The organism is Corynebacterium sp. HMSC062A03, assembly GCF_001811145.1.
Taxonomy (GTDB): domain Bacteria; phylum Actinomycetota; class Actinomycetes; order Mycobacteriales; family Mycobacteriaceae; genus Corynebacterium; species Corynebacterium aurimucosum.
In genome coordinates this window covers 182,269-203,257 of the sequence record NZ_KV803647.1, presented here as the reverse complement: position 1 = coordinate 203,257, position 20,989 = coordinate 182,269, and the positions used below count along the sequence as shown (strand labels likewise).

The window sequence follows — 20,989 nt, the reverse complement described above, 5'->3', positions numbered from 1 at the left end:
AGATGCCAGCACCGACGACATCCCCTTCTAAACCCCGCCGTCGAATAAAACGACGACACCAATCCAGCAGAAAGGAAAGAACCCAAGAAACCAGGAACACAACCACCGTCGTCACAGACGACGACTGCACTGCCGAAGCCCAGTCAGGCTCGCCCCAACTGTTGCCATTGGGACCGGCTGGACTTAGTCATGCCGGTTAGGATGGAGTGAATGCAGATCTACATTGCCTCAGTACCCGTCGATGATGTTGCCCTCGCTCACGACTTCTATGTCAATACGCTCGGCTTTCGAGTCAAGGACGATGTAACCCACGGAGACTTTCGGTGGCTCACGGTCACCAATGCGGAAGGCCAAGGGGATATGGAGCTCCTGCTCGAGCCCAAGGCCCATTCCGCGGCCAAGGACTACGCAGCAGCACTCAAGGCTGACGGTGTCCCTGTCACCCAGTTCCTATCCGCAGACGTGGAGCGAGAATATAGCGAGCTCACTGAAAAGGGAGTGCATTTCACTATGGTGCCGACCGACGTCGGCCCCTCCATCATCGCCGTCTTCGATGACACCGTAGGCAACCTCATCCAACTGGTACAGCTCAAGAAATAGAGAATAAAGAATGTCACACTTACCTTCTTCCGTCGCTATCATCGCAGCCGTTAGCGCCCTATGCGTAATGCCTCTAACTGCATGCGCGGAGCGTGGGTCAGACACGACTCCGGCACCGCAGTTCAGTGCAATTCCGTCTAGCTCCGCTGCTATCGATGGGCCGGAGCCGCCGTCCAGTGACACGCAGAATGCTCTCTCACAACAGGATGCCAATGTTGCTGCCTTTGCGGGTATGGGGACGGCTGCGATTGATGACCAACACCACATGCCAGATCGGTTGGGCGGCCTCATTCCGACGGGCGTGCGCGTAGGTGCTCACGACGGTTTCACGCGGGTGGTGGTTGACCTCGAGGGAGAAGGTGAGCCCGGCTGGTTCACCGCCTATACCGACGATCCTCGTCAGCAGGCATCAGGTCATCCAGTCGAAGTAAAGGGAAGCACTTTTCTCAATCTGGGGGTCGAAGGAACTCCGTGGCCTTCCACACCCGATCTCGAAGAAAGGTATATGAAGCCAGGAACTACTCCCGGTACTGGTGTGGTGAGCGAAGTCGTATACACGACCTCATTCGAGGCACAAACCCAATTGATCATTGGACTACAGAAGAAGACACCGTACTCAGTGACTTTCCTGGAGGACCCTAAACGCCTAGTTCTCGACTTCCAGGTTTGACGTGTGGTGAAACGATAAGGGCCCTGTCCCCAGCTAATTTCTGGGTTACAGGGCCCTTGATCTAGGAGGTCCTAGTGGTCCTAGCTAGTCCGAGGATTAGTCCTCCTCAACCGGAACCAGGGAGATTTTGCCGCGATTATCAATGTCGGCAATTTCGACCTGAATCTTATCGCCAACATTGACGACGTCCTCGACCTTCTCAATGCGCTCGTCGCCACCGAGCTTCGAGATGTGTACGAGGCCGTCACGACCCGGAGTCAGGGAAACGAAGGCACCAAAAGCCACGGTCTTCACCACGGTGCCAAGGAAACGCTCACCCACCTTCGGCAGCTGCGGGTTAGCGATGCTATTCACGCGGTCGATCGCAGCGTCAGCTGCTTCACCGGTAGCGGCAGAGATATACACAGTGCCGTCTTCCTCGATGGAGACATCGGCGCCAGTTTCCTCAGTAATGGCGTTGATAGTCTTGCCCTTCGGACCAATGAGCTCACCAATCTTGTTCACCGGGATAGTCACCGAGGTAATGCGCGGAGCCAGGCCAGACATCTCGTCTGGACCCTCGATGACCTCAGACATCGTGTCGAGGATGGCGGCACGGGCGTCGCGGGCCTGTTCGAGGGCGTCGGCAAGCACGTGCGAAGGAATGCCATCCAGCTTGGTATCCAGCTGCAGGGCGGTGATGAACTCGGATGTACCGGCAACCTTGAAGTCCATATCGCCGAAGGCATCCTCAGCGCCGAGAATATCGGTCAGCGCCACGAACTTTTCCTTGCCGTTGACTTCGCCCGAGACCAAACCCATGGCGATACCCGCCACCGGAGCCTTCAGCGGAACGCCCGCGTTGTAGAGGGACAGGGTGGACGCACAGACGGAGCCCATGGAGGTAGAACCGTTGGAACCAAGGGCCTCAGACACCTGGCGAATGGCGTAGGGGTAGTCCTCACGGGACGGGATCACCGGCAGCAACGCGCGCTCAGCCAGCGCACCGTGACCAATCTCGCGGCGCTTCGGGGAACCTACGCGGCCGGTCTCGCCGGTGGAGTACGGCGGGAAGTTGTAGTGGTGCATGTAGCGCTTGGACTCCACTGGGGTCAAAGAATCGATCTGCTGCTCCATCTTCAGCATGTCCAGGGTGGTCACACCCAGGATCTGGGTCTCGCCACGCTCGAAGAGAGAGGAGCCGTGTGCACGCGGGATCAGATCAACCTCCACGCCGAGGTCACGGATATCGGTCACACCACGGCCATCGATCCGGAAGCCCTCGGTGAGGATCTTGGTGCGCACGATGTCCTTCATCACGGCGTTGAAGGCGTTGCGGATCTGCTTGGATGCATCGGTCTCGTCGAGGTCATCAAAGTCTTCGATGAGCTTAGCCTCGACCTGCTCCATGTACTCATTAGTGGCGTCGTCGCGGTCCTGCTTACCCGGGATAGTGAGGAGCTTCTCCAACTTCTTGGAGGCTGCCTTTTCGACGGCCGCGTAAACATCATCACCGTAGGGCGGGAAGAGCGGGAACTCCTGTGTCTCCTTAGCTGCACGCTCCGCCAGACCTGCCTGCGCTTCACACAGGGACTTGATGAAAGGCTTCGCAGCCTCCAAGCCCTCAGCCACGGTGGACTCCTGCGGAGCCGGTGCGCCTTCCTTGATGCGCTCGGCTACGTTCACACCAGCGCCGGCCTCGACCATCATGATGGCTACGTCGTCCTTGCGGCCCTTCTTCACGATGCGGCCGGCAACGACCATCTCGAAGAGGGCACGCTCGTGCTGCTCGTTATTCGGGAAGGCCACCCACTGGCCCTTCGGGTGCTTATCATCAGCAATCAGTGCCATGCGCACGCCGCCCACCGGGCCGGATACCGGCAGGCCAGAGAGCTGGGTGGAGGCGGAAGCGCCGTTGATGGCAACGACATCGTAGTACTCCTCCGGGTCCATGGAGAGGACCGTGACAACAACCTGAACCTCGTTGCGCAAGCCCTTCACGAAGGTTGGGCGCAGCGGGCGGTCGATGAGGCGGCAGGCCAGGATAGCTTCGGTGGAAGGGCGCCCCTCGCGGCGGAAGAAGGAACCCGGGATTTTACCCGCGGCATACATGCGCTCCTCGACGTCCACGGTCAGCGGGAAGAAGTCGAAGCCTTCGCGCGGCTGGTTAGAAGCGGTGGTCGTGGACAGCAGCATGGTGTCCTCGTCCAGGTAAGTGGTCACGGAGCCACCGGCCTGGCGAGCCAGCTGGCCCGTCTCAAAACGGATGGTGCGAGTGCCGAAATCGCCGTTGTCCAGGGTGGCGATGGCCTCGGTGATGCCGTAATCGTCGTCGATAAGAAACTCGACGGAATTGTTCGGTTGCTTTTTAGCGTTCTTAGCGCTCATGGATATAACTCTCCTTGGAGCTGTCATGGCGATCTTCGGTGCCGCCTCTTCTTCGATGTTTTCTGACAACGCCCAAGAATTTTAGCAGATGAGATCAGAAAACCCCCGCACACAAGGTGCGGGGGCCAAAAGTTAAGCGCTTAGCGGCGCAGACCCAGGCGAGAAATCAGGTCGCGGTAACGGTCAACGTCGTTAGCAGCCAGGTACTTCAGCAGGCCACGACGGCGACCAACCATGAGCAGCAGACCACGACGGGAGTGGTGATCGTGCTTGTGATCCTTGAGGTGCTCGGTCAGGTTGTTGATGCGGGAAGTCAGCAGCGCAACCTGTGCCTCCGGGGAACCGGTATCGGTCTCGTGCAGGCCGTACTCCTTGAGGATTTCAGCCTTCTTCTCGGTGCTCAAAGCCATGAAAAAATCTCCTATTGTATTTCAGTCCACATGAAATGTTGCGCCATGAGGCGCTGCCCGTGACTACTGTGGACCGCAGTCAGCAAGCCGAAGTAGAAGTATAGAGGCTACCGAGCTTCGACATCAAATCATCAACAAAGCGCGCGTCATCCACCGCAACGGCCACGCGGGTGGTGGGGTTATCCAAACGCTCCGGGTCACCGATTGTGCGGCCACTATCCTCACACCGCAGATTGAGGTCGAGGCAGGTGACCAGCGAGGGATCGGCAGCCACAGCTACCGCTAAAGGGTCGTGGAGCCCGCAACCGCCAAGGTGCGGAGAGGTCGTCTTATAGGCGCGAATGTAGTAGTCCACGATGTCTGCATAGATACGACCAGTGGGTGTACCGCGCCATTGCTTCGTGTGCTCCCTGGTGAGCAACGCGCGCAGCGTGACATCGAGCCCCACCATCGTGAGGTCCTGAGCATGGCGGAATACATAGTCCGTGGCTTGGGGATCTTGGAAAACGTTGGCCTCGGCATAAGGAGTGACGTTCCCGGGTACGGTCAGCGCCCCACCCATCATCACGATGCGGGCGTTGCGGGCAAAGTCCGGGTCTTTGCGCATGGCGGCTGCAATGCTTGTCGACGGCCCCGTCGGCACGATAACCAGATCCTCGCCATGCTCACGGACCGAACGGATAAGAAAGCCCACTGCGTCCTCGTATGCCTTGCGGCGCGGCGGAGGCAGAAGTACTTCCCCAAGGCCATTGCGGCCATGGATGAAAGCAGAAATGGGAGCAACGCTAAAGCCCGGCCGCGTCGGACCGATGAAGACGGGGACATCCTCGGCGTCGAGAAGCTCGAGCAACGCCAGCGAGTTACGCACGCCCAACGCCACCGGAACGTTTCCATAGGTACCCGTAACCCCGATCAGCTCGAGATCGGGGTGCGCTAAAGCATAGGCGAGCGCAAGGGCGTCATCAATTCCGGTATCAAGGTCGAGGATGATCTTCATTTAAACCTCGCGGGCAAGAATTTCACGAACTCGGGCAACGTCACGTTCCATAGCTGTCAGGAGTTCCTCCACGGAGTTGAATTTTTCCATGTCACGCACGTGGTCGACGAAATGCACGGTGGCTTCGTGGCCGTAGAGGTCAGCGTCGCGGTCCAGCACGAAGGACTCCACCGAACGCTCCTCGTCACCAAAGGTAGGGTTGGTGCCTACCGAAATGGCTGCGGGATAGGGAACGCCGGGCTCCATGTCACCTTCCAGAGGGGCGCCGGTGGGCTCAACCACGAACCAGCCCGCGTAGACGCCATCGGCTGGAATGGCGACGGATTCCGGGAAATACTGGTTGGCGGTTGGGAAACCAAGCTCCTTTCCACCACGTCCTGCACCACGCACAACGGGCCCAGTCACCGTGAAATGACGCCCCAGCGCCCAATTCGCGCGCGCAATATCGCCCTTGGCAAGAGCGGCGCGGATGTTGGTGGAGCAGATGCGCTCACCGTCGTCGTCAAGCAAGGGCACGATGTCAACGTCGAAGCCGAGCTCGGCGCCGAATTCCGCCAGCGCCTCCGCGGTGCCGGACGCGCCCGCGCCAAAGGTGAAGTTCTCCCCCACCACGACGTGCTCTGTGTGCAAACGCTCCACCAGGAGATCCGTCACATAGTCGCGCGGCTCGACGCCCCGGAGTTCTTCGGTGAAGTCGATGACGAGCACGGCCTCGATGCCCATTTCTTCCGCCAGCTGCATGCGGCGCTCGAAAGTAATCACGGAGAGAGGAGCGCGCTCCGGCAAGAATACGGAGACTGGGTGCGGATCGAAGGTCACCATGACCGCGCGCTGTCCATGTCTGTGTGCGTGCTCAACGGCCTTCCTCACGAGCTGTTGGTGCCCGCGGTGCAGGCCGTCGAAGACACCAATTGTCACCGAGGTCGGGCCAAGGTCAGTGGGGATGCTATCGATTCCGTACCAAATATCCACGGGCACCATGCTATCCCACTGCGGCCGGTGCCCTAGACTGCAGGGCATGACTGATCCGCTCGAACGTTCCGGCCTCGTGGTCGTCGACAAACCCGCCGGCATGACCTCGCACGACGTCGTGGGAAAACTGCGCCGCTTCTTCCGCACCCGCAAGGTGGGGCACGCAGGCACGCTTGATCCGATGGCTACTGGAGTGCTCGTCGTAGGCATCGAGCGCGGCACCAAGTTTCTTGCCCACATGGTGGCCTCCACCAAGGCCTATGACGCAACGATTCGTCTTGGCATGGCAACCCACACCGACGACGCGGAGGGGGAAGCAACGTGGGGCAAACCGGCAACCGCAGTGGAGGATTCCGCCATTGCGCGAGAAATTGCTGCCTTGACCGGCGATATTATGCAGCGCCCAGCAGCGGTCTCCGCCATCAAAGTGGATGGCAAGCGCGCGCATGAAAGGGTGCGGTCAGGTGAAGAGGTCGAGCTTCCGGCTCGGCCAGTAACGGTCAGCCGCTTCGATATTCTCGCTACGCGCCGCGAGGGTGAGTTCATCGACCTCGACGTCTCAGTGGCGTGTTCTTCGGGAACCTATATCCGCTCGTTGGCTCGGGATTTGGGCGAGGCCCTCGGCGTCGGCGGACACCTTACCGCGCTGCGCCGCACGGAAGTGGGCCCTTTCACGCTTGACGACGCCCTCCCTCTCGACGCCCTCGAAGACTCCCCGGAGTTGTCCTTAAGCCTCGACGAGGCGCTCGCTCGCAGCTATCCGGTTGTGGACGTCACCGATGATGAGGCCCAAGCTTTGGCCATGGGTAAGTGGCTGGAGCCGCGTGGGTTGAAAGGCACGTACGCGGCCGTCGACCCGCAGGGACGGTCGATTGCCTTGATCAAGGAAAAAGGAAAGCGCTTAGCCACGGTTTTCGTCGCGCGCCCCTCGACGCTATAACTGCCTGATTTAGCGGTCAAAGTTGAGCGCAGGGACAGCGGTGGCGACGATGACATAGCCATCTCGGATGATCCAGTGCCCAGTGATGAAAGGCACTGGGGTCGGCCGCGCCAAGAGGTAGGACACCAGAGTGCCATCGAGGCGTAAATCGATTTCGGCTTGGTCAAAATCCAGCCAGCGCCGGGTCATGGGGAACCACGTCTTGTAGGTGGCCTCCTTGGCGCAGAACAACAGGCGGTCCGGACAGGAAATACCCGCCGCTTGCAACTGAGCCAACTGCGGCATCTCCCCCGGCCGAGCGATCATCGTCAGCACGTGTTCCGGCAGGGGCTCCGCTGGTTCGGCGTCGAGCCCCATGGAGCGCACGTGCGTGGCAGGAGCTGCCACGGCTGCGCGCAAACCTTCGGTGTGCGTCATCGATCCGGTATAGCCCTCCGGCCACAGCGGCATGCCGCGCTCGCCGCGCAGAATCGGCTCGTCTCCCATGTAGTTGAGCTCCTTCAAGGCCTGGTGGGCGCACCAGCGCGCATCCCCGAACTCGGATTTGCGCACGTCCACGGCTTGGGAGACCACGGAGCGCTCTTCCGGGGAGAGATGATGATAATTGAGAAGATTGGTCATCGACTCATCCGTGCGCACATAGCAAAAACGAGCTGATTCCGGGAAGAGAGAAGGTTCAAGCATGCTCGGCCCTCCCTGTCTTCTCGTCGATGGTAAGCACTGGGTACGGCCACGGCTGAAGACCACCGTGCGCCTGCCACTCACGCGGATAGCCCAGGGACACCTCGATGTGGTCTACCCCATCGATGTTGGCGCGATTAGGCATGTGGAGGTGGCCATAGATCACAGCCTTAGCGTTATAGCGCCGCGGCCAGGAGCGCGTGTGGCGGGTGCCGCACCACAAGGCCACTTCGGGCCAACGCAAGTAGAGAGTCGGCTCCTGTACCAGCGGCCAGTGGTTGATAAGAACCGTTTCGCCCTCGACCCGTGACAGCCGCTTGATCGAATAAGCCAGGCGGTCCCAGCACCACGCGCGCACATCGACGAAGGGGGCGATGGCAAATTCATCGGTCATGACGATCTGCTTCTCCTTCGCACTCGCAAGCGCCTGTTCCACCGTGGTGCCTGGTGGACGGAAGCTGTAATCGTAGAGCGTAAACAGCGGGACCACGGTGACGCCTCCGAATACCGGAAACGGATCCTCTGGGGTAATCACGCCGATTTCCCGGCAGCCTTCAACGAGGCGATCGTATTTCGAGCGTCCCTGGTAAACGTCCTGTGACCGAGAAAAAAGCTCATGGTTGCCAGGTGCCCAAATGACCGTAGCGTAGCGGTTCTTTAGGCGCGCCAGGGTGTTAATCACCAGATCAATGCGTTCGGCGACGTCTCCCGCAACAATCAACCAATCGTTGGGATTCGGCGGGACAAGTTCATCAATGCGGTCCCCGTTCACGCGTACCGCTGCATGGAGATCAGAGACGGCCCACAGAGTGGTCATAGCGCCTCCTTCGCACGAACAGTCCTTCTACTTGTACCACAGGCTTAGACCCGTGCCCACCGCATGGAGTAAAAGCGCCCAACCACGCCCACCATGCGGATGAGGATGAATGCGGCAATACCGCCCCACACCCCGGTCAGGCCGGTGCCGAAAACAAAGGCCAACCAGACCCCGGGCAGGAAGCCGAGAAGCACTGACGCGAGGGTCAGCGTGCGGAGAAAGGCTGCGTCCCCAGCACCCAGAAGGACGCCGTCCAAAGCGAAGACAACGCCGCCGATAATGACGAGGAAAGTCATAACCCACCAGGGGCCGGAGATGACCTCTAGGACCTCCGGGCTCGTGGTGAATATCCGTGGGATAAAGGCGGAGCCAAGGCCCAATACCGCTGCCAGTGCGAGGGAGAAGGACGTCGAGTAGAGCGTCACCTTGGTTCCTACCGTGCGGGCATAGCGCGCTGAGCCCGCTCCCAATGCCGCGCCGGTCAAGGCTTGGGCAGCGATCGCGAGGGAATCCAGAACGAGGGATAGGAAGTTCCACATCTGCATCATGATTTGATGCGCGGCGAGCTGCGCAGTGCCGATACGTGAGGCCACGGCCGCCGCTGACAGAAACGCCACTTGGAAGCTCAGCGAACGCACGATGAGGTCACGCCCCAGCACGAGCTGCCGACGAACCACGCTCCAGCGAATCTCCCACGAGCCGGTATGCTCGCGGCGCAGCTCCGCCACGAAGAACGCCGCGATGATCCCCATGCCCAGCACCGTGGCCAGAGCGGAGCCCGGTAGACCCCAGAAGTGCACGAAAATAGGCACCGCGATGGCGCCGGGAACCATACCTGCAAGGGTGAAGTAAAGGGGCTTGCGGGTGTTGTGAACACCGCGCATCCAGCCGTTGCCGGCCATGTTGATGAGGGTAAAAGGAATAGCGACGGCGGCAATCCGCAACCACTGTGCAGTCCCTCGCGCAGTATCCGGGTTACCTGTCAACCAGGTGGCAAAGACGCCGGCAAAGAGCCACATGATGACGGCGAGCACCAGCCCAACACCCACGGCAACCCACGTTGCCTGCACGCCCTCGGCGACGGCCTCCTCGCGCTTCCCCGCGCCGAACAGCCGTGATGCACGCGCGGTCGTGCCATAAGACAGAAAGGTTAATTGGGTGGTAACCACCGAATGGAGTGTGGCCGCTGCGCCAAGCGAGGCCAGATCCTCCGCCCCTAAACGGCCTACGACCGCGGTATCCAGCAATAGATACAGCGGCATGGCCGCCAGAACGCCCAGAGCGGGGACGGCGAGGCGGAAGACCTCAGCGGCAGAAACCTTCACTGGTTGCTCGGAAGCCATCTAGGACAACGCACCTACCAGCTGTGCTATAACCTCTTCGGGCCTTCCGTGCGCAGTATAACCTGCGGCTGGAATATGCCCGCCGCCGCCGAAGGTGAGGGCCACTTCCGCACAGTTGACGGCGGAGGAGCGCAAGGACACCGCCCACATTTCGGGCGCCTGTTCCTTGAAGACCACTCCGATGTCAGTGCCTTTCAAGGCCCGGACATAATCGACGAAAGATTCAATCGCGGAATCGGCGTGGGTGCTGACCTCCTCATGCGGGACGAAGAGAACAGCGAGGCGGTGCTCCCCTGCTTCCTCAATCCTGAGGCCTGAGAGCACGCGTCCAATCATCTGCAGGTCATCGGCCGTGCTGGAATCCATGAGTTCCAGCGCAATCTGCTTGGTGTCGAGACCATAGAGCATCAGGCGCGCAGCGATATCATGCATGGCTGGGCGCCCCCACCGGAAATTACCGGTATCGGTGACTAGGCCCGCGTACAGGCAATGCGCGATGACGCGATCGATCTGGATGGACAGCCTGTCCAGAATGTCCAGCAGCACCACCGTGGTGGACTCACATACCGGATCCACCACATTGATGGCTCCAAAACCATCGTTGGAGGCGTGGTGGTCGATGCACAGGACGCGGCCCACGGCGGCCATGTCTTCGATCTCCCGGGCCACCGAACCCGTCCGATCTATCGAGCCGCAGTCCACAGTGACATAGAGGTCATATCCTTGTGGAAGCTCATCCACCAACTCAATCTCATCCACCGTGGGGATGGAAAACAGGTTGGCTGAAATGTCACGGCGTTGGCCAATCACGGTGCGGGTTTGTTTCCCGCGCTGGCGGAGCGCCAGGGTAAGGGCGGCTGCCGAGCCGACCGCGTCGGCGTCTGGGCGCAAGTGCGTGATGATGCAAATGCTGCTGGCTTGCACCAGCGCATCCACTGCGGCTTCGTAATTGGTTCGCGACACTTAGTCCTCTTCCTCATCCGAGGTCTTGTACGGGTTCGCGTCGCCTGCGGGCTGTGCACCTTCCTTCAGCTTCGCTAACTCCGCATCGCGTGCACGGGCGCGGGCGAGCAGTTCCTCCATGTGCGCGGAAGCCTCGGGGACGGTATCAAGCTCAAAAGACAGCGTCGGTGTAAAGCGAACGGAGAGCTCATCACCCACAATCTTGCGCAATTGCCCCTTGGCCCTGGTGAGGGCTTCGGCCGCTTGATCATAATCTGGCTCGGTCTCGATATCCGTACCACGCACCGTGTAGAACACGGTGGCATCGTGGAGATCACCCGTGACCCGGGCATCCGTGATTGTCACCAGCTCAAGGCGGCGATCCTTGATTTGGCGCTCAATTGCGCTGGCAACGATTGTCTGAATGCGCTTTGCCATGCGTGCGGCGCGTGCGTGATCAACCATAGTGAAGCTCCTTTACGTACGGTTACTGGCAACTAGTCTAGGATACCGATTCTGCACCTTTCGGCTGAAATGAGGAAAGCCCAGCCAGAATCTTTCCTGGCTGGGCTTCACTACCTGAGGTTTCCTGCGCTTAGTCGCGCGGGACCTCGACCTCTTCGTAGGCCTGGATGATATCGCCTACCTGAATATCCGGGTAGGACAGAACCATACCGCACTCGTAGCCGGCGTTGATCTCGTTTGCGTCATCCTTCTCGTGACGCAGGGACTCGATCTTGGCATCGGAGGTAATGACGTTTCCGTCGCGGACCAGGCGCACCTTGCCATTGCGCTTGACCTTGCCCTCCGTGACCATACAACCGGCGATGGTGCCAACGGCGGAGGACTTGAACAGCGCGCGGATTTCTGCCGCACCGGTGTCTCGCTCCTCGTAGATGGGCTTGAGCATGCCCTTCAGAGCTGCCTCAACCTCTTCGATGGCGCGGTAGATCACCGTGTAGTAGCGGATATCGACGCCCTCAGCGTTGGCTTCCTCGGTGGCCTTGCCCTCAGCGCGGACGTTGAAAGCGATGATGATGGCGTCCGAAGCCGCAGCCAGGGAGACGTTGGTCTGCGTCACCGCACCCACACCACGGTCGATGATGTTGAGCTGTACCTCGTCGTCGATCTCAATGTCCAACAGGGCATCTTCGAGGGCCTCCACGGAACCTGCGTTGTCGCCCTTGAGGATGAGGTTGAGCGTCGAGGTTTCCTTGAGCACTGCATCCAGGTCCTCGAGGGAGACGCGCTTGCGAGCCTTCGCCTGCAGAGCAGAACGCTTGCGGGCATCGCGCTGTGCAGCAATCTGGCGTGCCACGCGGTCATCCTCAACAACTAGGAGGTTGTCGCCGGCGCCTGGCACACCATTGAGCCCCTGCACCTGGACCGGGCGGGACGGGCCGGCCTCTTCCACATCGTGACCGAATTCATCGAGCATGCGGCGCACACGTCCGTGTGCATCACCAACCACGATGGAATCACCAATGCGCAGCGTACCGCGCTGGATGATGACCGTAGCCACCGGACCGCGGCCGCGGTCGAGGTGGGCCTCGATGGCAGAGCCCTGTGCATCCATGTCCGGGTTAGCGGTGAGCTCCAAGGCAGCGTCCGCTGTCAGGATGACGGCTTCAAGCAGATCATCAATGTTGATGTTGTTCTTCGCGGAGATATCCACGAACATCGTGTCGCCACCGTACTCTTCCGGAACCAGTCCGTATTCAGTGAGCTGACCACGGATCTTGTCCGGGGAAGCCTCCGGCTTATCAATCTTGTTGACTGCGACAACCACAGGGATGTCTGCTGCCTTCGCGTGGTTGATTGCCTCGATGGTCTGCGGCATCACGCCGTCATCGGCGGCAACGACCAGGATGGCCAAGTCGGTGGACTTAGCACCGCGGGCACGCATGGCGGTGAAGGCCTCGTGACCCGGGGTATCCAGGAAGGTGATGGTGCGAGGACCATCCTCCAGGTCCACCGTAGTTTGGTAGGCGCCGATGCCCTGGGTAATGCCACCGGCCTCGCCGGCCCCCTCGTTGGTCTTACGAATGGTGTCCAGAAGGCGAGTCTTACCGTGGTCGACGTGACCCATCACAGTAACCACTGGCGGGCGCTTCTCAAGTGCCTCTTCGTCACCCTCGTCCTCGCCGAACTGCAGGTCGAAAGACTCGAGCAGTTCGCGGTCCTCATCCTCTGGGGAGACGACCTGGACCTCGTAATTAATCTCCGAACCCAGCAGCTGCAGGGTGTCTTCGGAGACAGAAGCCGTAGCAGTCACCATCTCACCGAGGTTGAACAGCGCCTGCACCAATGCTGCAGGATCTGCACCAATCTTCTCAGCGAAGTCAGCCAGGGAAGCACCGCGACGCAGGCGCACGACCTTACCGCCGCCGTCAGGCAGACGTACGCCGCCTACCTCATGCTTCTGCTGCTCTTCAAACTCATGGCGCTTCTGACGCTTCGACTTCTTACCGCGACGCGGCGCACCACCCGGACGGCCGAATGCACCAGCGGTGCCACCGCGACGACCGCCGCGTCCACGGAAACCACCGTGGCCAGGACCACCGCGGCCGGGGCCGCCACCGCGGCCGCCGCGACCACGACCACCGCCGCCACTACCAGCGGCCTTCGACGGCATGCTGGCCGGGTTCGGGTGCGAAGGCATCATTGCCGGCGAAGGACGACGTCCACCGCTACGGTTGCCATCGCCCTGCGGGCGTGCGCCGCCCTTGCCGCCACGGTTATCACCGGGCTTGCCAGCGGAGCGCTGTCCCTTGGTGCCGCCTGGGCGAGGTCCGGGGCTCGGACGATCGCTGGAGCTACCCGTGGAGAACGGGTTATTAGCCACGCGGCGGGTGCCACCAGGCTTCGGCATGCTGCGCGGAGTGACAGCGCGCTCGCCACCCTTCTCGGTGTTCTTGCGCTGTGCTCCAGGCTTCGGTGCGGCACCCGGCTTCGGTGCGGCACCCGGCTTCGGTGCACCGCCCGGCTTCGGTGCACCGCCCGGCTTGGGGGCAGCGCTTGGCTTCGGGCCTGGCTTTGCCGCGGCGGCAGGCTTCTTTTCTGCCGGTTTCTTGGCAGCAGAAGCTGGGGTGGCTGCTGGCGCGTTCTTCTCCGCTGCCTTGTCCTCGCCACCCTTAGCTTCGTAGTGAGCGCGCATCTTCTTGATCACCGGGGGTTCGATGGTCGAGGATGCGGTCTTGACGAACTCGCCTTGTTCCTTCAGCGTGGCGAGTAGTTCCTTGCTGGTTACGCCGAGCTGCTTTGCCAACTCGTGTACACGTAGCTTTCCGGGCACTTGTCTCCTCTTTAATCTTTCTAGGAGCCAAGGCCGCGGAATACGGCCTGACCCCTAGTTAATGGCTATGGACTTTCATCGCTGATGCTGCTTCATGGTTGTGCGCTCATCAGTGTTCGGTCTTCCTTTTTAACTCTGGGTCGCACGGGCTGTTGCCCGCCGACTGCACCTGCTGCGTGGCAGCGAGGTACTCACGTACGTGACCTGTGTCCACGTCTGTGGACAATCGGAGCGCGCGCCTGAAGGCACGGGTCCGCTCCGCCAGCTCTACTGCTTCCAGATCAGGCCTTATCCACGCTCCCCTTCCGGGAAGGCGTCGGCCGGGATCCGGAACAACACGGCATCCTGTGGGATCACCCTTATCGGCGACAACCCTCAGCAGTTCCGTGTCGGGATGCTTTTGACGCGTAGCGATACAGGTGCGGAGACGCTGTCCTCGAGACATCCAACTCCTTAGGTCATATCGCTATTGCTGCTACGCCACAGCATTCCTGCATGTGGGCCGTTGTCTAGTCTACGCGAAAATAGGCCAAACCTTTAATTCCACCGCAGGCTGCTCGGAAAGCTAGTCCCGAGCGGCGTCGGAGTGAATATCAATCTTCCATCCGGTCAGGCGTGCTGCGAGGCGTGCGTTCTGGCCTTCCTTGCCGATAGCGAGCGAAAGCTGGTAATCCGGCACGGTTACCTTGGCCACCTGCGCTTCCTCGTCGAGGATTTCTACGCGCACGACCTTCGACGGGGCGAGAGCATTGCCCACGTAAACAGCTGGGTCTTCGTTGAAGTCGATGATGTCAATCTTCTCACCACCGAGTTCACGCATCACGTTGCTGACACGAGAACCCTTCGGGCCGATACACGCACCCTTGGCGTTGAGGCCCTTGGCGTGGCCGCGAACGGAGATCTTGGAGCGGTGGCCAGCCTCGCGGGCAATGGCGATAATCTCGACCGCACCGTCGGCAACCTCCGGGACCTCCAGCTCAAAGAGACCGCGAACCAGCTCGGGGTGAGTACGCGACAGCGTGATCTGCACCTTAGCGCCGTTGCGGTTCACGCCCACGACATAGGCCTTGACGCGGTCACCGTGCTCGAGCTTCTCCCCTGGCAGCTGCTCAGCAGGCAACAGGAAAGCATCCTGGGAATCGTGTTCGGTGCCCAACTGCACCACAACGACGCCGCGCTTGTTGGCGTGGATATCGCGCTGGACGACGCCCGACACTACCGTTCCGGTCAGCTCAGAATAGGAATCATAGGTTCGCTCAGCCTCGTTCTCGCGCAACTTGCGCAGAATGGCATCGCGGACCGCCTGCGCGCCGATGCGCCCAAAGTTGTCCGGGGTGTCGTCGTATTCGCTGATGACCTCTCCGGTCTCCGGATCACTTTCGGTCACGATGACAGTGACGGCGCCGCTGTCGGCGTCGATGTCTACGCGCGACTTCGTACCTTCCGCCTTTGTCTCAGCGGATTCTGCACGGTGGTCCAGGTAGGAATACAAAAGGGCACCCGCGATAGCTTCGAGCAGGTCCTTCACAGGGACGCCGCGCTCGCGCTGAATCGTGCGGAGTGCCTCTAGGTCAATATTCACTTGTTAGTCCTCTCGGGTTGCCGAGTTCTGCTCGGCGAAGTCGAACGTCTGCATAGCCGCCTCCAGCTCCATGGCTGAAGGCTGAGCAAATTCAATTTCTACCACTGCACGGCTCAAGTTTTCCAATCGTTCGATCTGGTAACGCACCTCCTTCTTCACCGTCGTGATAAGCGCCACGGATTCTTCGTCCTCAGACAGGGCGCCGATGCGCGCGACGCGAGTGGTTCCAGGTTCCTCGACAAGCGCATATCCGACCAGCCTTCCTTGGTTGCGGCGCCAATGGCGCGGGGCGCTCAGCGGGAAGTCCACACCTGGCGTCGACACCTCCAAGGTGTAGCCCGCGCCAAAGTTGAGGGTGCCCGCTTCCTCTTGGGCATCGAAAAGCTCGGAAATCTCCTGCGATAGTTCTTCTATGAGATCGGAGCTCGGGCGCTCATCGCCATCGATGCGAATGATGACCTGAGATTTCTTACCAGCTCGCGTGGTCTTCACGTCTTCGATGTCGAGGCCGCGTGCGGCGGCGACAGGCTGCAGAATTTCGGTTAGTTGCGCGGGTGTTGGGAATGCCATGCGCTCTAGACTAGGTCACCCGGGTAGGGTCTATCGCGTGAACCGCCGAGTAGTTGTCCCCACCCTGCTTGTGTGCGCTGCCCCCTGGATGGGCGGCTGCCAAGCCACCGACGCGATCGTGGATTATTTTGGCCCCCACGCGGACCCCTCCCTCACCTCGCTTGCTCAAACCGCCAGTGCGGATGCTCTCGCCTTGGAAGAACTTGATGCGGATGCCGCTGCCTTGCGCGCAGAGCAAGCTGAGCAGCTCTATGAAGAAATCGAGCGACTATGCGGACGCGATGAGGAAGGAGAGACTCCACGCTCCTGTGCGGTCGACCGTGACGTTGCCCCGCAGGATTCCGCGGACGTCTCCGCCGTGTTTGACGCCGCCTCCTCATTCTCCGAAGAGAACATCAGCAACGTTCCTGAAGAATCCCGCGCCCTTGTTCTGACACAAGCCATTGCGCTTAACGCGTGGAAGAACGAGGAGCTGGCAGACGCTCCCGAACTCACAGAACAGGACCGTGAACTCGGAGTCGAGCTCCTAAAATGGGAATATCAGCAGGTCTATGCCCTCGATTTCGCGCGCTCCTATGTGTCCCCCGACCAAGAAGATCATGTCGATGAGCTTCTGCGCATTCACGAGGACAGAATCCTGCAACTTCAGCTGCAACTGGAAAAGCTCGGTCCCGTGCCGCAGCCCGCGCCCGCATACGATTCACCGGCAGGTAGCCTGCCAAAGGACGCCGACTCAGCGCGCGCATTCATCGACGAGGTCGCACATAACGACACGCTGAAGTGGACCAATGCGGCCATCACGGCGGCACCGGCAACCCCGTGGCAGCACTGGCTTATCACGGTTGCGGCGCAATCGCACCGCTTTCATGCTGCCTAGCCGCGGATGAGTTCCGTGAGGGTCTCCACGATCTGATCGGCGGGAACTTCACGAGTCTCGCCGCCGCGGATGCGCAGCTCAATGATGCCATCAGCGAAAGCGCGGCCCAGGATGGCGATGAACGGCATACCCAAAAGCTCAGCATCCTTGAACTTCACGCCCGGGGAGACTTTGGGGCGGTCGTCGTAAAGCACCTCGATGCCTGCGCGATCCAGATCCTCCACCAGCTTCTGACCTGCCTCCAGGGCAGCGGCGTCCTTGTTCGCTACGGCCACGTGCACCTGGTACGGGGCCACGGCCACCGGCCAGTTGAGGCCCTTCTCATCGTGGCGCTGCTCTGCCAGCACGGCGAGCATGCGCGTAACACCAATGCCGTAGGAACCCATGGTCGGCACGGCGCGCTTGCCGTTCTCATCCAGAATCTGTACGTCGAAAGCCTCGGTGTACTTGCGGCCCAGCTGGAAAATGTGGCCAAGCTCAATGCCGCGCTCCAGAGTCAGAGTGCCCTGACCATTGGGTGCCGGGTCCCCTTCCTTGACCTCGGCGGCCTCGATGAACTCATCCACAGTGAAGTCACGGCCGGCCACCAGTCCGATGACGTGGCGCTGCGGGGCATCCGCACCGGTAATCCAGGAGGTACCAGAAACCACGCGCGGGTCAGCATAAATCTTCACGTCGTGGGCATTCAGGACACGCGGCCCGACATAGCCCTTGACCAGGAAGGAGTTCTTCTTGAAATCCCCCTCACCGGCGAGCTCAAACTCGGCCGGCTCCAGCGAGGCCTCGAGGCGCTTTTCATCCAGCTCGCGGTCGCCCGGAATGAGGACGGCGGCCAGCTCCCATTCCTTCTCTTCTTCCGTGGCTGCGGGGGCGGCCACCTTGATCATCATGCACTTGAGGGTGTCCGCGGCGGTGACTTCGCGGCCGTCGACAGTAATGCCGGCGCCCTTAGCCCACTCCACCAGAGACTCAATGGTCTCGGATTTCGGAGTCTCATGCTCCTGTGCCTCCGGCAGGCCGTCGAAGGGGATTTCCTCCGGAGCCTGAGTGACCACGGCCTCCACGTTGGCAGCGTAATCGCCCTCGGTGGCGCGCACGAAGGTATCTTCGCCTACCTCAGACACGGCAAGGAATTCCTCGGAGGCCGAACCGCCCATCGCACCAGAAGTGGCCTTGCAAATCGCGTAATCGATCTCTAGGCGGTCAAAGATGTTCTGGTAGGCCTTGCGGTGGCGGGCATAGGACTCATCGAGCCCCTCATCCGTCATGTCGAAGGAATAGGAATCCTTCATGGTGAACTCGCGGCCGCGCAGCACGCCCGCACGCGGGCGCTCCTCATCGCGGTACTTCGTCTGGATCTGGTACAGCGTGACCGGGAAGTCCTTGTAGGAGGAGTACATATCCTTCACCGCGGTGGTGAACATCTCCTCGTGGGTCGGGCCCAGCAGCATGTCCGCACCCTTGCGGTCCTTCAGACGGAACAGATTATCGCCGTATTCCGTCCAGCGGTTCGACTCCTCATAAGGCTCGCGCGGCAGCAGCGCCGGGAAGAGCATCTCCTGGCCGCCGATGGCGTTCATCTCCTGACGGATAACGTCTTCAATCTTGCGCATGGCACGCAGCCCCAGTGGCAGCCAGGTGTACACACCCGGCGCGACACGGCGCACATAACCTGCGCGAACGAGAAGCTTGTGGCTGGGGACTTCGGCATCAGCCGGATCCTCACGAAGAGTGCGGAGGAAAAGCTCAGAAAGACGTGTAATCATGGTTGCTCAGTCTACATCGCTAGCATGTAGCCATGCTGATCATCCTCCCTCCTTCTGAGACCAAAGCACACGGCGGCAGCGGCGCGGCCCTGAACTGGGACGAGCTTTCCTTTCCCGCGCTGAACCCGATCCGCCGAGAAATTGCTGCAGAGTTGTCGTCCCTCGACGTCGATGAAGCGCTGGACGTGCTCAAGCTCTCTGAGAAGTTGCGTGGGGAAGCCGAGTCCAACCACGAGTTGGCTTCCTCCCCCACCATGCCCGCGCTGGAGCGTTTCACCGGCGTGCTCTACGACGCCCTCGACGCCCCCACCCTCCCTCCAGAAGCACGCAAGTACCTAGCCGTGGGTGATGCGCTCTTTGGGTTGCTGCGCGCCGATGACTCTATCCCGCACTACCGTCTTTCCGGTGGCACGAAGCTGGGCGGGCGGACGCTGAAGTCTCAGTGGGGTACGGCGATCACGGATGAGCTACGCGCGCTTGTCGACGCTGACGAGTTCCTCATCGATATGCGCTCGGGCACCTATCAGCAGCTGGGCAAGCTCAAGGACGCCGCCACCGTGCGCGTGGAGTCAGTGCAAGAGGATGGCTCCCGCAAGGTGGTCTCTCACTTCAACAAGCACTACAAGGGGGAGCTCGCTCGCGTACTCGCTCTCAAGGGCGAGAGCGTCTCCACTCTCGAGGATGCCGCCCGCGTAGCCCAAGAGTCGGGCATGAGCACCGAACTGCGCGGCACCGAGCTGGTGCTCGTGGTCTGATTTATCTATTTATCAATTTATCTACGCCCGCCGATTTATCTATTTATCTATTTATCTGGCTCAGGCGAAGCGGGGCCATTCAAACCAATGGGTTATAGCGCAAACTATTGCGCTTGAGCTCGCACTCAGTGGCGATAGAGATGCCGGAAGCAATCTTTCCGCGCTCGCGAAGGCGGAACATGGCGTCCACGACGCGATCACGCAAACCCCACGGATCAATGGTGTTGATGTAGACCTTCGTGCCGCCCTCAAAGCCAGCCAAGGTCGATACCCTGAGCTTGAGCATGACGCGCCACGGCTGAGGCAGGTCCACGCTGGGCGGACGGTGGTGCCATTCTTCATTGCAGGCCACGTCCGGCCCCACCGCGGCGTGGGCCGCGTGAATCAGATCCGACATTCCACGTACTTCCTCCGGGTTCTGTTCCCACGGTTCACAGCGCGGTGACTTGGAGAAGATCTCCAGTGTGGGATAGCGGTGGCCAAATCCGGCGAAGAGCACCGCATAATCATTTTCTGCGATGACGAGGTTGCGCTTTGCCGCATAGCCCACAGCCCAGTCGTTGTACATGTTGGGGTGCGCACGCAGAATCGCATTTTCCTGGTGAGCGGCCATGCCCAGGGCGTCAATCGCGACGAGCTGCTTATGCAAGTGATCGAAGGACGCGCCCGCCGGTGCCAGCCAGTTCTGAAATACAGCGACATAGGAGGCATAGCGGTTGCGCTGGTAGAGCTCGCGCGTCGATTCCGCAGTGAACGTTGTCAGCAGGAAGTGCTCATCGGGGCTCAGCGTGCCGGAGGAGGCTAGCTGACTATCATCGACGGCCCCATCCACGAAGTGCCGTGAGGAGATAATGACATCATGTCCGCCGCCGAAGAAACCATCGGCGAGAGCGAGCAGAGAATCGTCGTCCAGCGCGGTATCCTTGCCCGCCGCCTTGAGTTTGGTGCGCACCACGTTAAGTACGTGCAGGCGCCCAGCCTCGTCGCCTTCGTACTTCTCCTTGTGCTGAGCCAGGTCTGGGTCCATGGTGAAGCCATAGTTCTCGTGCCAATAGTCATAAGACACGATTTCAAAAAGGTTCGGAACGCGGCGAAACAGCGGCTGGGAGTTATCCAGCTCGTGGGGAAAAAGGCCGCGTTGAATCTCCCCCGAGGCCAAGATGCGGGACTTTTCCGGCGGGGTATCCAACATGCGCCCGGAGCAAAAAGCACAGCTGTGCGTCAAGGCATCGGGCCCCAGCGGCTGCGGGTCTTTCGCCGGATGCGCAAGCGGACGGTTTCCACGTCCCGGCACCGTCCACACCTCTGTTCCGGAGAAAGGGTTGACCTGTTTGACGGTCCCATCCGCCATGGTCTGGATAGGTTCGACGCGGCTAAAAAGTGCTTCGCTCATGCTGCCCAGCGT

20 protein-coding genes are annotated in these 20,989 nt (G+C 60.6%); 5 read left to right on the top strand and 15 right to left on the bottom strand.

The window, feature by feature from the left end:
- The first annotated feature begins 210 nt into the window (after nt 1-210).
- Entirely contained in the window at nt 211-600 is a 390-nt protein-coding gene (locus HMPREF2781_RS01920; protein ID WP_070445691.1) for a VOC family protein, read from the top strand.
- A gap of 67 nt (nt 601-667) precedes the next feature.
- Nucleotides 668-1,270, top strand: a complete 603-nt coding sequence (locus HMPREF2781_RS01915; protein WP_246821747.1) for an AMIN domain-containing protein — start codon at nt 668-670, stop codon at nt 1,268-1,270.
- Nucleotides 1,271-1,366: 96 nt separating this feature from the next.
- On the opposite strand, the gene HMPREF2781_RS01910 is transcribed toward HMPREF2781_RS01915, so the two are convergent.
- From HMPREF2781_RS01910 to HMPREF2781_RS01895, 4 genes are all read right to left on the bottom strand, one after another.
- Entirely contained in the window at nt 1,367-3,637 is a 2,271-nt protein-coding gene (locus HMPREF2781_RS01910) for a polyribonucleotide nucleotidyltransferase (RefSeq protein WP_070643891.1), read from the bottom strand.
- Between the two features lie 140 nt (nt 3,638-3,777).
- Entirely contained in the window at nt 3,778-4,047 is a 270-nt protein-coding gene (gene rpsO / locus HMPREF2781_RS01905; protein WP_010190317.1) for a 30S ribosomal protein S15, read from the bottom strand.
- 79 nt (nt 4,048-4,126) lie between these two features.
- Complete coding sequence (locus HMPREF2781_RS01900; RefSeq protein WP_070643887.1) at nt 4,127-5,044, bottom strand: nucleoside hydrolase; 918 nt, start codon at nt 5,042-5,044, stop codon at nt 4,127-4,129.
- Nucleotides 5,045-6,025 carry a bifunctional riboflavin kinase/FAD synthetase gene (locus tag HMPREF2781_RS01895; protein WP_070643885.1) on the bottom strand — a complete coding sequence of 327 codons (981 nt, stop codon included), beginning with the start codon at nt 6,023-6,025 and terminating at the stop codon, nt 5,045-5,047.
- A gap of 37 nt (nt 6,026-6,062) precedes the next feature.
- On the opposite strand from HMPREF2781_RS01895, the gene truB reads away from it, so the two are divergent.
- Nucleotides 6,063-6,956: a tRNA pseudouridine(55) synthase TruB gene (gene truB, locus HMPREF2781_RS01890; protein ID WP_070445674.1), complete on the top strand. Its 894-nt coding sequence runs from the start codon at nt 6,063-6,065 to the stop codon at nt 6,954-6,956.
- A gap of 9 nt (nt 6,957-6,965) precedes the next feature.
- Here truB and HMPREF2781_RS01885 read toward each other — a convergent pair whose 3' ends face one another.
- The 9 genes from HMPREF2781_RS01885 to rimP all read right to left on the bottom strand — a co-directional run bounded on the left by HMPREF2781_RS01885 (nt 6,966) and on the right by rimP (nt 16,186).
- A complete protein-coding gene (locus tag HMPREF2781_RS01885; protein WP_070643882.1) occupies nt 6,966-7,640 on the bottom strand; it encodes a 4'-phosphopantetheinyl transferase family protein in 675 nt (224 codons plus the stop codon).
- Nucleotides 7,633-8,454 (bottom strand): metallophosphoesterase family protein, encoded by an 822-nt coding sequence (locus tag HMPREF2781_RS01880; protein WP_070643879.1) that lies wholly within the window; start codon nt 8,452-8,454, stop codon nt 7,633-7,635. The genes HMPREF2781_RS01885 and HMPREF2781_RS01880 overlap by 8 nt, the downstream gene beginning before the upstream one ends.
- Before the next feature lie 44 nt (nt 8,455-8,498).
- Complete coding sequence (locus tag HMPREF2781_RS01875) at nt 8,499-9,797, bottom strand: MATE family efflux transporter (protein ID WP_070643877.1); 1,299 nt, start codon at nt 9,795-9,797, stop codon at nt 8,499-8,501.
- On the bottom strand, nt 9,798-10,760 hold the full coding sequence (locus HMPREF2781_RS01870) for a DHH family phosphoesterase (RefSeq protein ID WP_070643874.1): 963 nt from the start codon (nt 10,758-10,760) through the stop codon (nt 9,798-9,800).
- The gene (gene rbfA, locus HMPREF2781_RS01865; protein WP_070527081.1) at nt 10,761-11,204 is read right to left on the bottom strand and encodes a 30S ribosome-binding factor RbfA; all 444 of its coding nucleotides are present in this window, start codon (nt 11,202-11,204) and stop codon (nt 10,761-10,763) included.
- 130 nt (nt 11,205-11,334) lie between these two features.
- The gene (gene infB, locus HMPREF2781_RS01860; RefSeq protein WP_070643871.1) at nt 11,335-14,034 is read right to left on the bottom strand and encodes a translation initiation factor IF-2; all 2,700 of its coding nucleotides are present in this window, start codon (nt 14,032-14,034) and stop codon (nt 11,335-11,337) included.
- A gap of 109 nt (nt 14,035-14,143) precedes the next feature.
- On the bottom strand, nt 14,144-14,479 hold the full coding sequence (locus HMPREF2781_RS12105; RefSeq protein ID WP_083276446.1) for a YlxR family protein: 336 nt from the start codon (nt 14,477-14,479) through the stop codon (nt 14,144-14,146).
- Between the two features lie 120 nt (nt 14,480-14,599).
- Nucleotides 14,600-15,616, bottom strand: coding sequence for a transcription termination factor NusA (nusA, locus tag HMPREF2781_RS01855; protein WP_070445649.1), 1,017 nt, complete (start codon nt 15,614-15,616; stop codon nt 14,600-14,602).
- Between the two features lie 3 nt (nt 15,617-15,619).
- A complete protein-coding gene (rimP, locus tag HMPREF2781_RS01850) occupies nt 15,620-16,186 on the bottom strand; it encodes a ribosome maturation factor RimP (RefSeq protein WP_070445646.1) in 567 nt (188 codons plus the stop codon).
- A 37-nt stretch (nt 16,187-16,223) separates the two neighbouring features.
- On the opposite strand from rimP, the gene HMPREF2781_RS01845 reads away from it, so the two are divergent.
- Nucleotides 16,224-17,063 (top strand): hypothetical protein, encoded by an 840-nt coding sequence (locus HMPREF2781_RS01845; protein ID WP_070643869.1) that lies wholly within the window; start codon nt 16,224-16,226, stop codon nt 17,061-17,063.
- On the opposite strand, the gene HMPREF2781_RS01840 is transcribed toward HMPREF2781_RS01845, so the two are convergent.
- Nucleotides 17,060-18,829, bottom strand: a complete 1,770-nt coding sequence (locus tag HMPREF2781_RS01840; RefSeq protein ID WP_070445637.1) for a proline--tRNA ligase — start codon at nt 18,827-18,829, stop codon at nt 17,060-17,062. The two genes, HMPREF2781_RS01845 and HMPREF2781_RS01840, sit on opposite strands and share 4 nt — an antisense overlap.
- Nucleotides 18,830-18,861: 32 nt before the next feature.
- On the opposite strand from HMPREF2781_RS01840, the gene yaaA reads away from it, so the two are divergent.
- Nucleotides 18,862-19,584 carry a peroxide stress protein YaaA gene (gene yaaA, locus HMPREF2781_RS01835; protein WP_070643866.1) on the top strand — a complete coding sequence of 241 codons (723 nt, stop codon included), beginning with the start codon at nt 18,862-18,864 and terminating at the stop codon, nt 19,582-19,584.
- A gap of 79 nt (nt 19,585-19,663) precedes the next feature.
- Here the strand turns inward: yaaA and HMPREF2781_RS01830 are convergent, their stop codons facing one another.
- The gene (locus tag HMPREF2781_RS01830; protein ID WP_210385988.1) at nt 19,664-20,977 is read right to left on the bottom strand and encodes a DUF4921 family protein; all 1,314 of its coding nucleotides are present in this window, start codon (nt 20,975-20,977) and stop codon (nt 19,664-19,666) included.
- Nucleotides 20,978-20,989 lie beyond the last annotated feature (12 nt).

Excerpts from the sequence above, each read along its gene's own strand:
- rbfA (WP_070527081.1), bottom strand. The coding sequence starts at position 11,204 with ATGGTTGATCACGCACGCGCCGCACGCATGGCAAAGCGCATTCAGACA.
- HMPREF2781_RS01830 (WP_210385988.1), bottom strand. The coding sequence starts at position 20,977 with ATGAGCGAAGCACTTTTTAGCCGCGTCGAACCTATCCAGACCATGGCG.
- rpsO (WP_010190317.1), bottom strand. The coding sequence starts at position 4,047 with ATGGCTTTGAGCACCGAGAAGAAGGCTGAAATCCTCAAGGAGTACGGC.
- HMPREF2781_RS01840 (WP_070445637.1), bottom strand. The coding sequence starts at position 18,829 with ATGATTACACGTCTTTCTGAGCTTTTCCTCCGCACTCTTCGTGAGGAT.
- truB (WP_070445674.1), top strand. The coding sequence starts at position 6,063 with ATGACTGATCCGCTCGAACGTTCCGGCCTCGTGGTCGTCGACAAACCC.
- HMPREF2781_RS01900 (WP_070643887.1), bottom strand. The coding sequence starts at position 5,044 with ATGAAGATCATCCTCGACCTTGATACCGGAATTGATGACGCCCTTGCG.
- HMPREF2781_RS01875 (WP_070643877.1), bottom strand. The coding sequence starts at position 9,797 with ATGGCTTCCGAGCAACCAGTGAAGGTTTCTGCCGCTGAGGTCTTCCGC.
- yaaA (WP_070643866.1), top strand. The coding sequence starts at position 18,862 with ATGCTGATCATCCTCCCTCCTTCTGAGACCAAAGCACACGGCGGCAGC.
- HMPREF2781_RS01915 (WP_246821747.1), top strand. The coding sequence starts at position 668 with ATGCCTCTAACTGCATGCGCGGAGCGTGGGTCAGACACGACTCCGGCA.
- HMPREF2781_RS01910 (WP_070643891.1), bottom strand. The coding sequence starts at position 3,637 with ATGAGCGCTAAGAACGCTAAAAAGCAACCGAACAATTCCGTCGAGTTT.
- HMPREF2781_RS12105 (WP_083276446.1), bottom strand. The coding sequence starts at position 14,479 with ATGTCTCGAGGACAGCGTCTCCGCACCTGTATCGCTACGCGTCAAAAG.
- HMPREF2781_RS01880 (WP_070643879.1), bottom strand. The coding sequence starts at position 8,454 with ATGACCACTCTGTGGGCCGTCTCTGATCTCCATGCAGCGGTACGCGTG.
- HMPREF2781_RS01920 (WP_070445691.1), top strand. The coding sequence starts at position 211 with ATGCAGATCTACATTGCCTCAGTACCCGTCGATGATGTTGCCCTCGCT.
- HMPREF2781_RS01895 (WP_070643885.1), bottom strand. The coding sequence starts at position 6,025 with ATGGTGCCCGTGGATATTTGGTACGGAATCGATAGCATCCCCACTGAC.
- HMPREF2781_RS01885 (WP_070643882.1), bottom strand. The coding sequence starts at position 7,640 with ATGCTTGAACCTTCTCTCTTCCCGGAATCAGCTCGTTTTTGCTATGTG.
- rimP (WP_070445646.1), bottom strand. The coding sequence starts at position 16,186 with ATGGCATTCCCAACACCCGCGCAACTAACCGAAATTCTGCAGCCTGTC.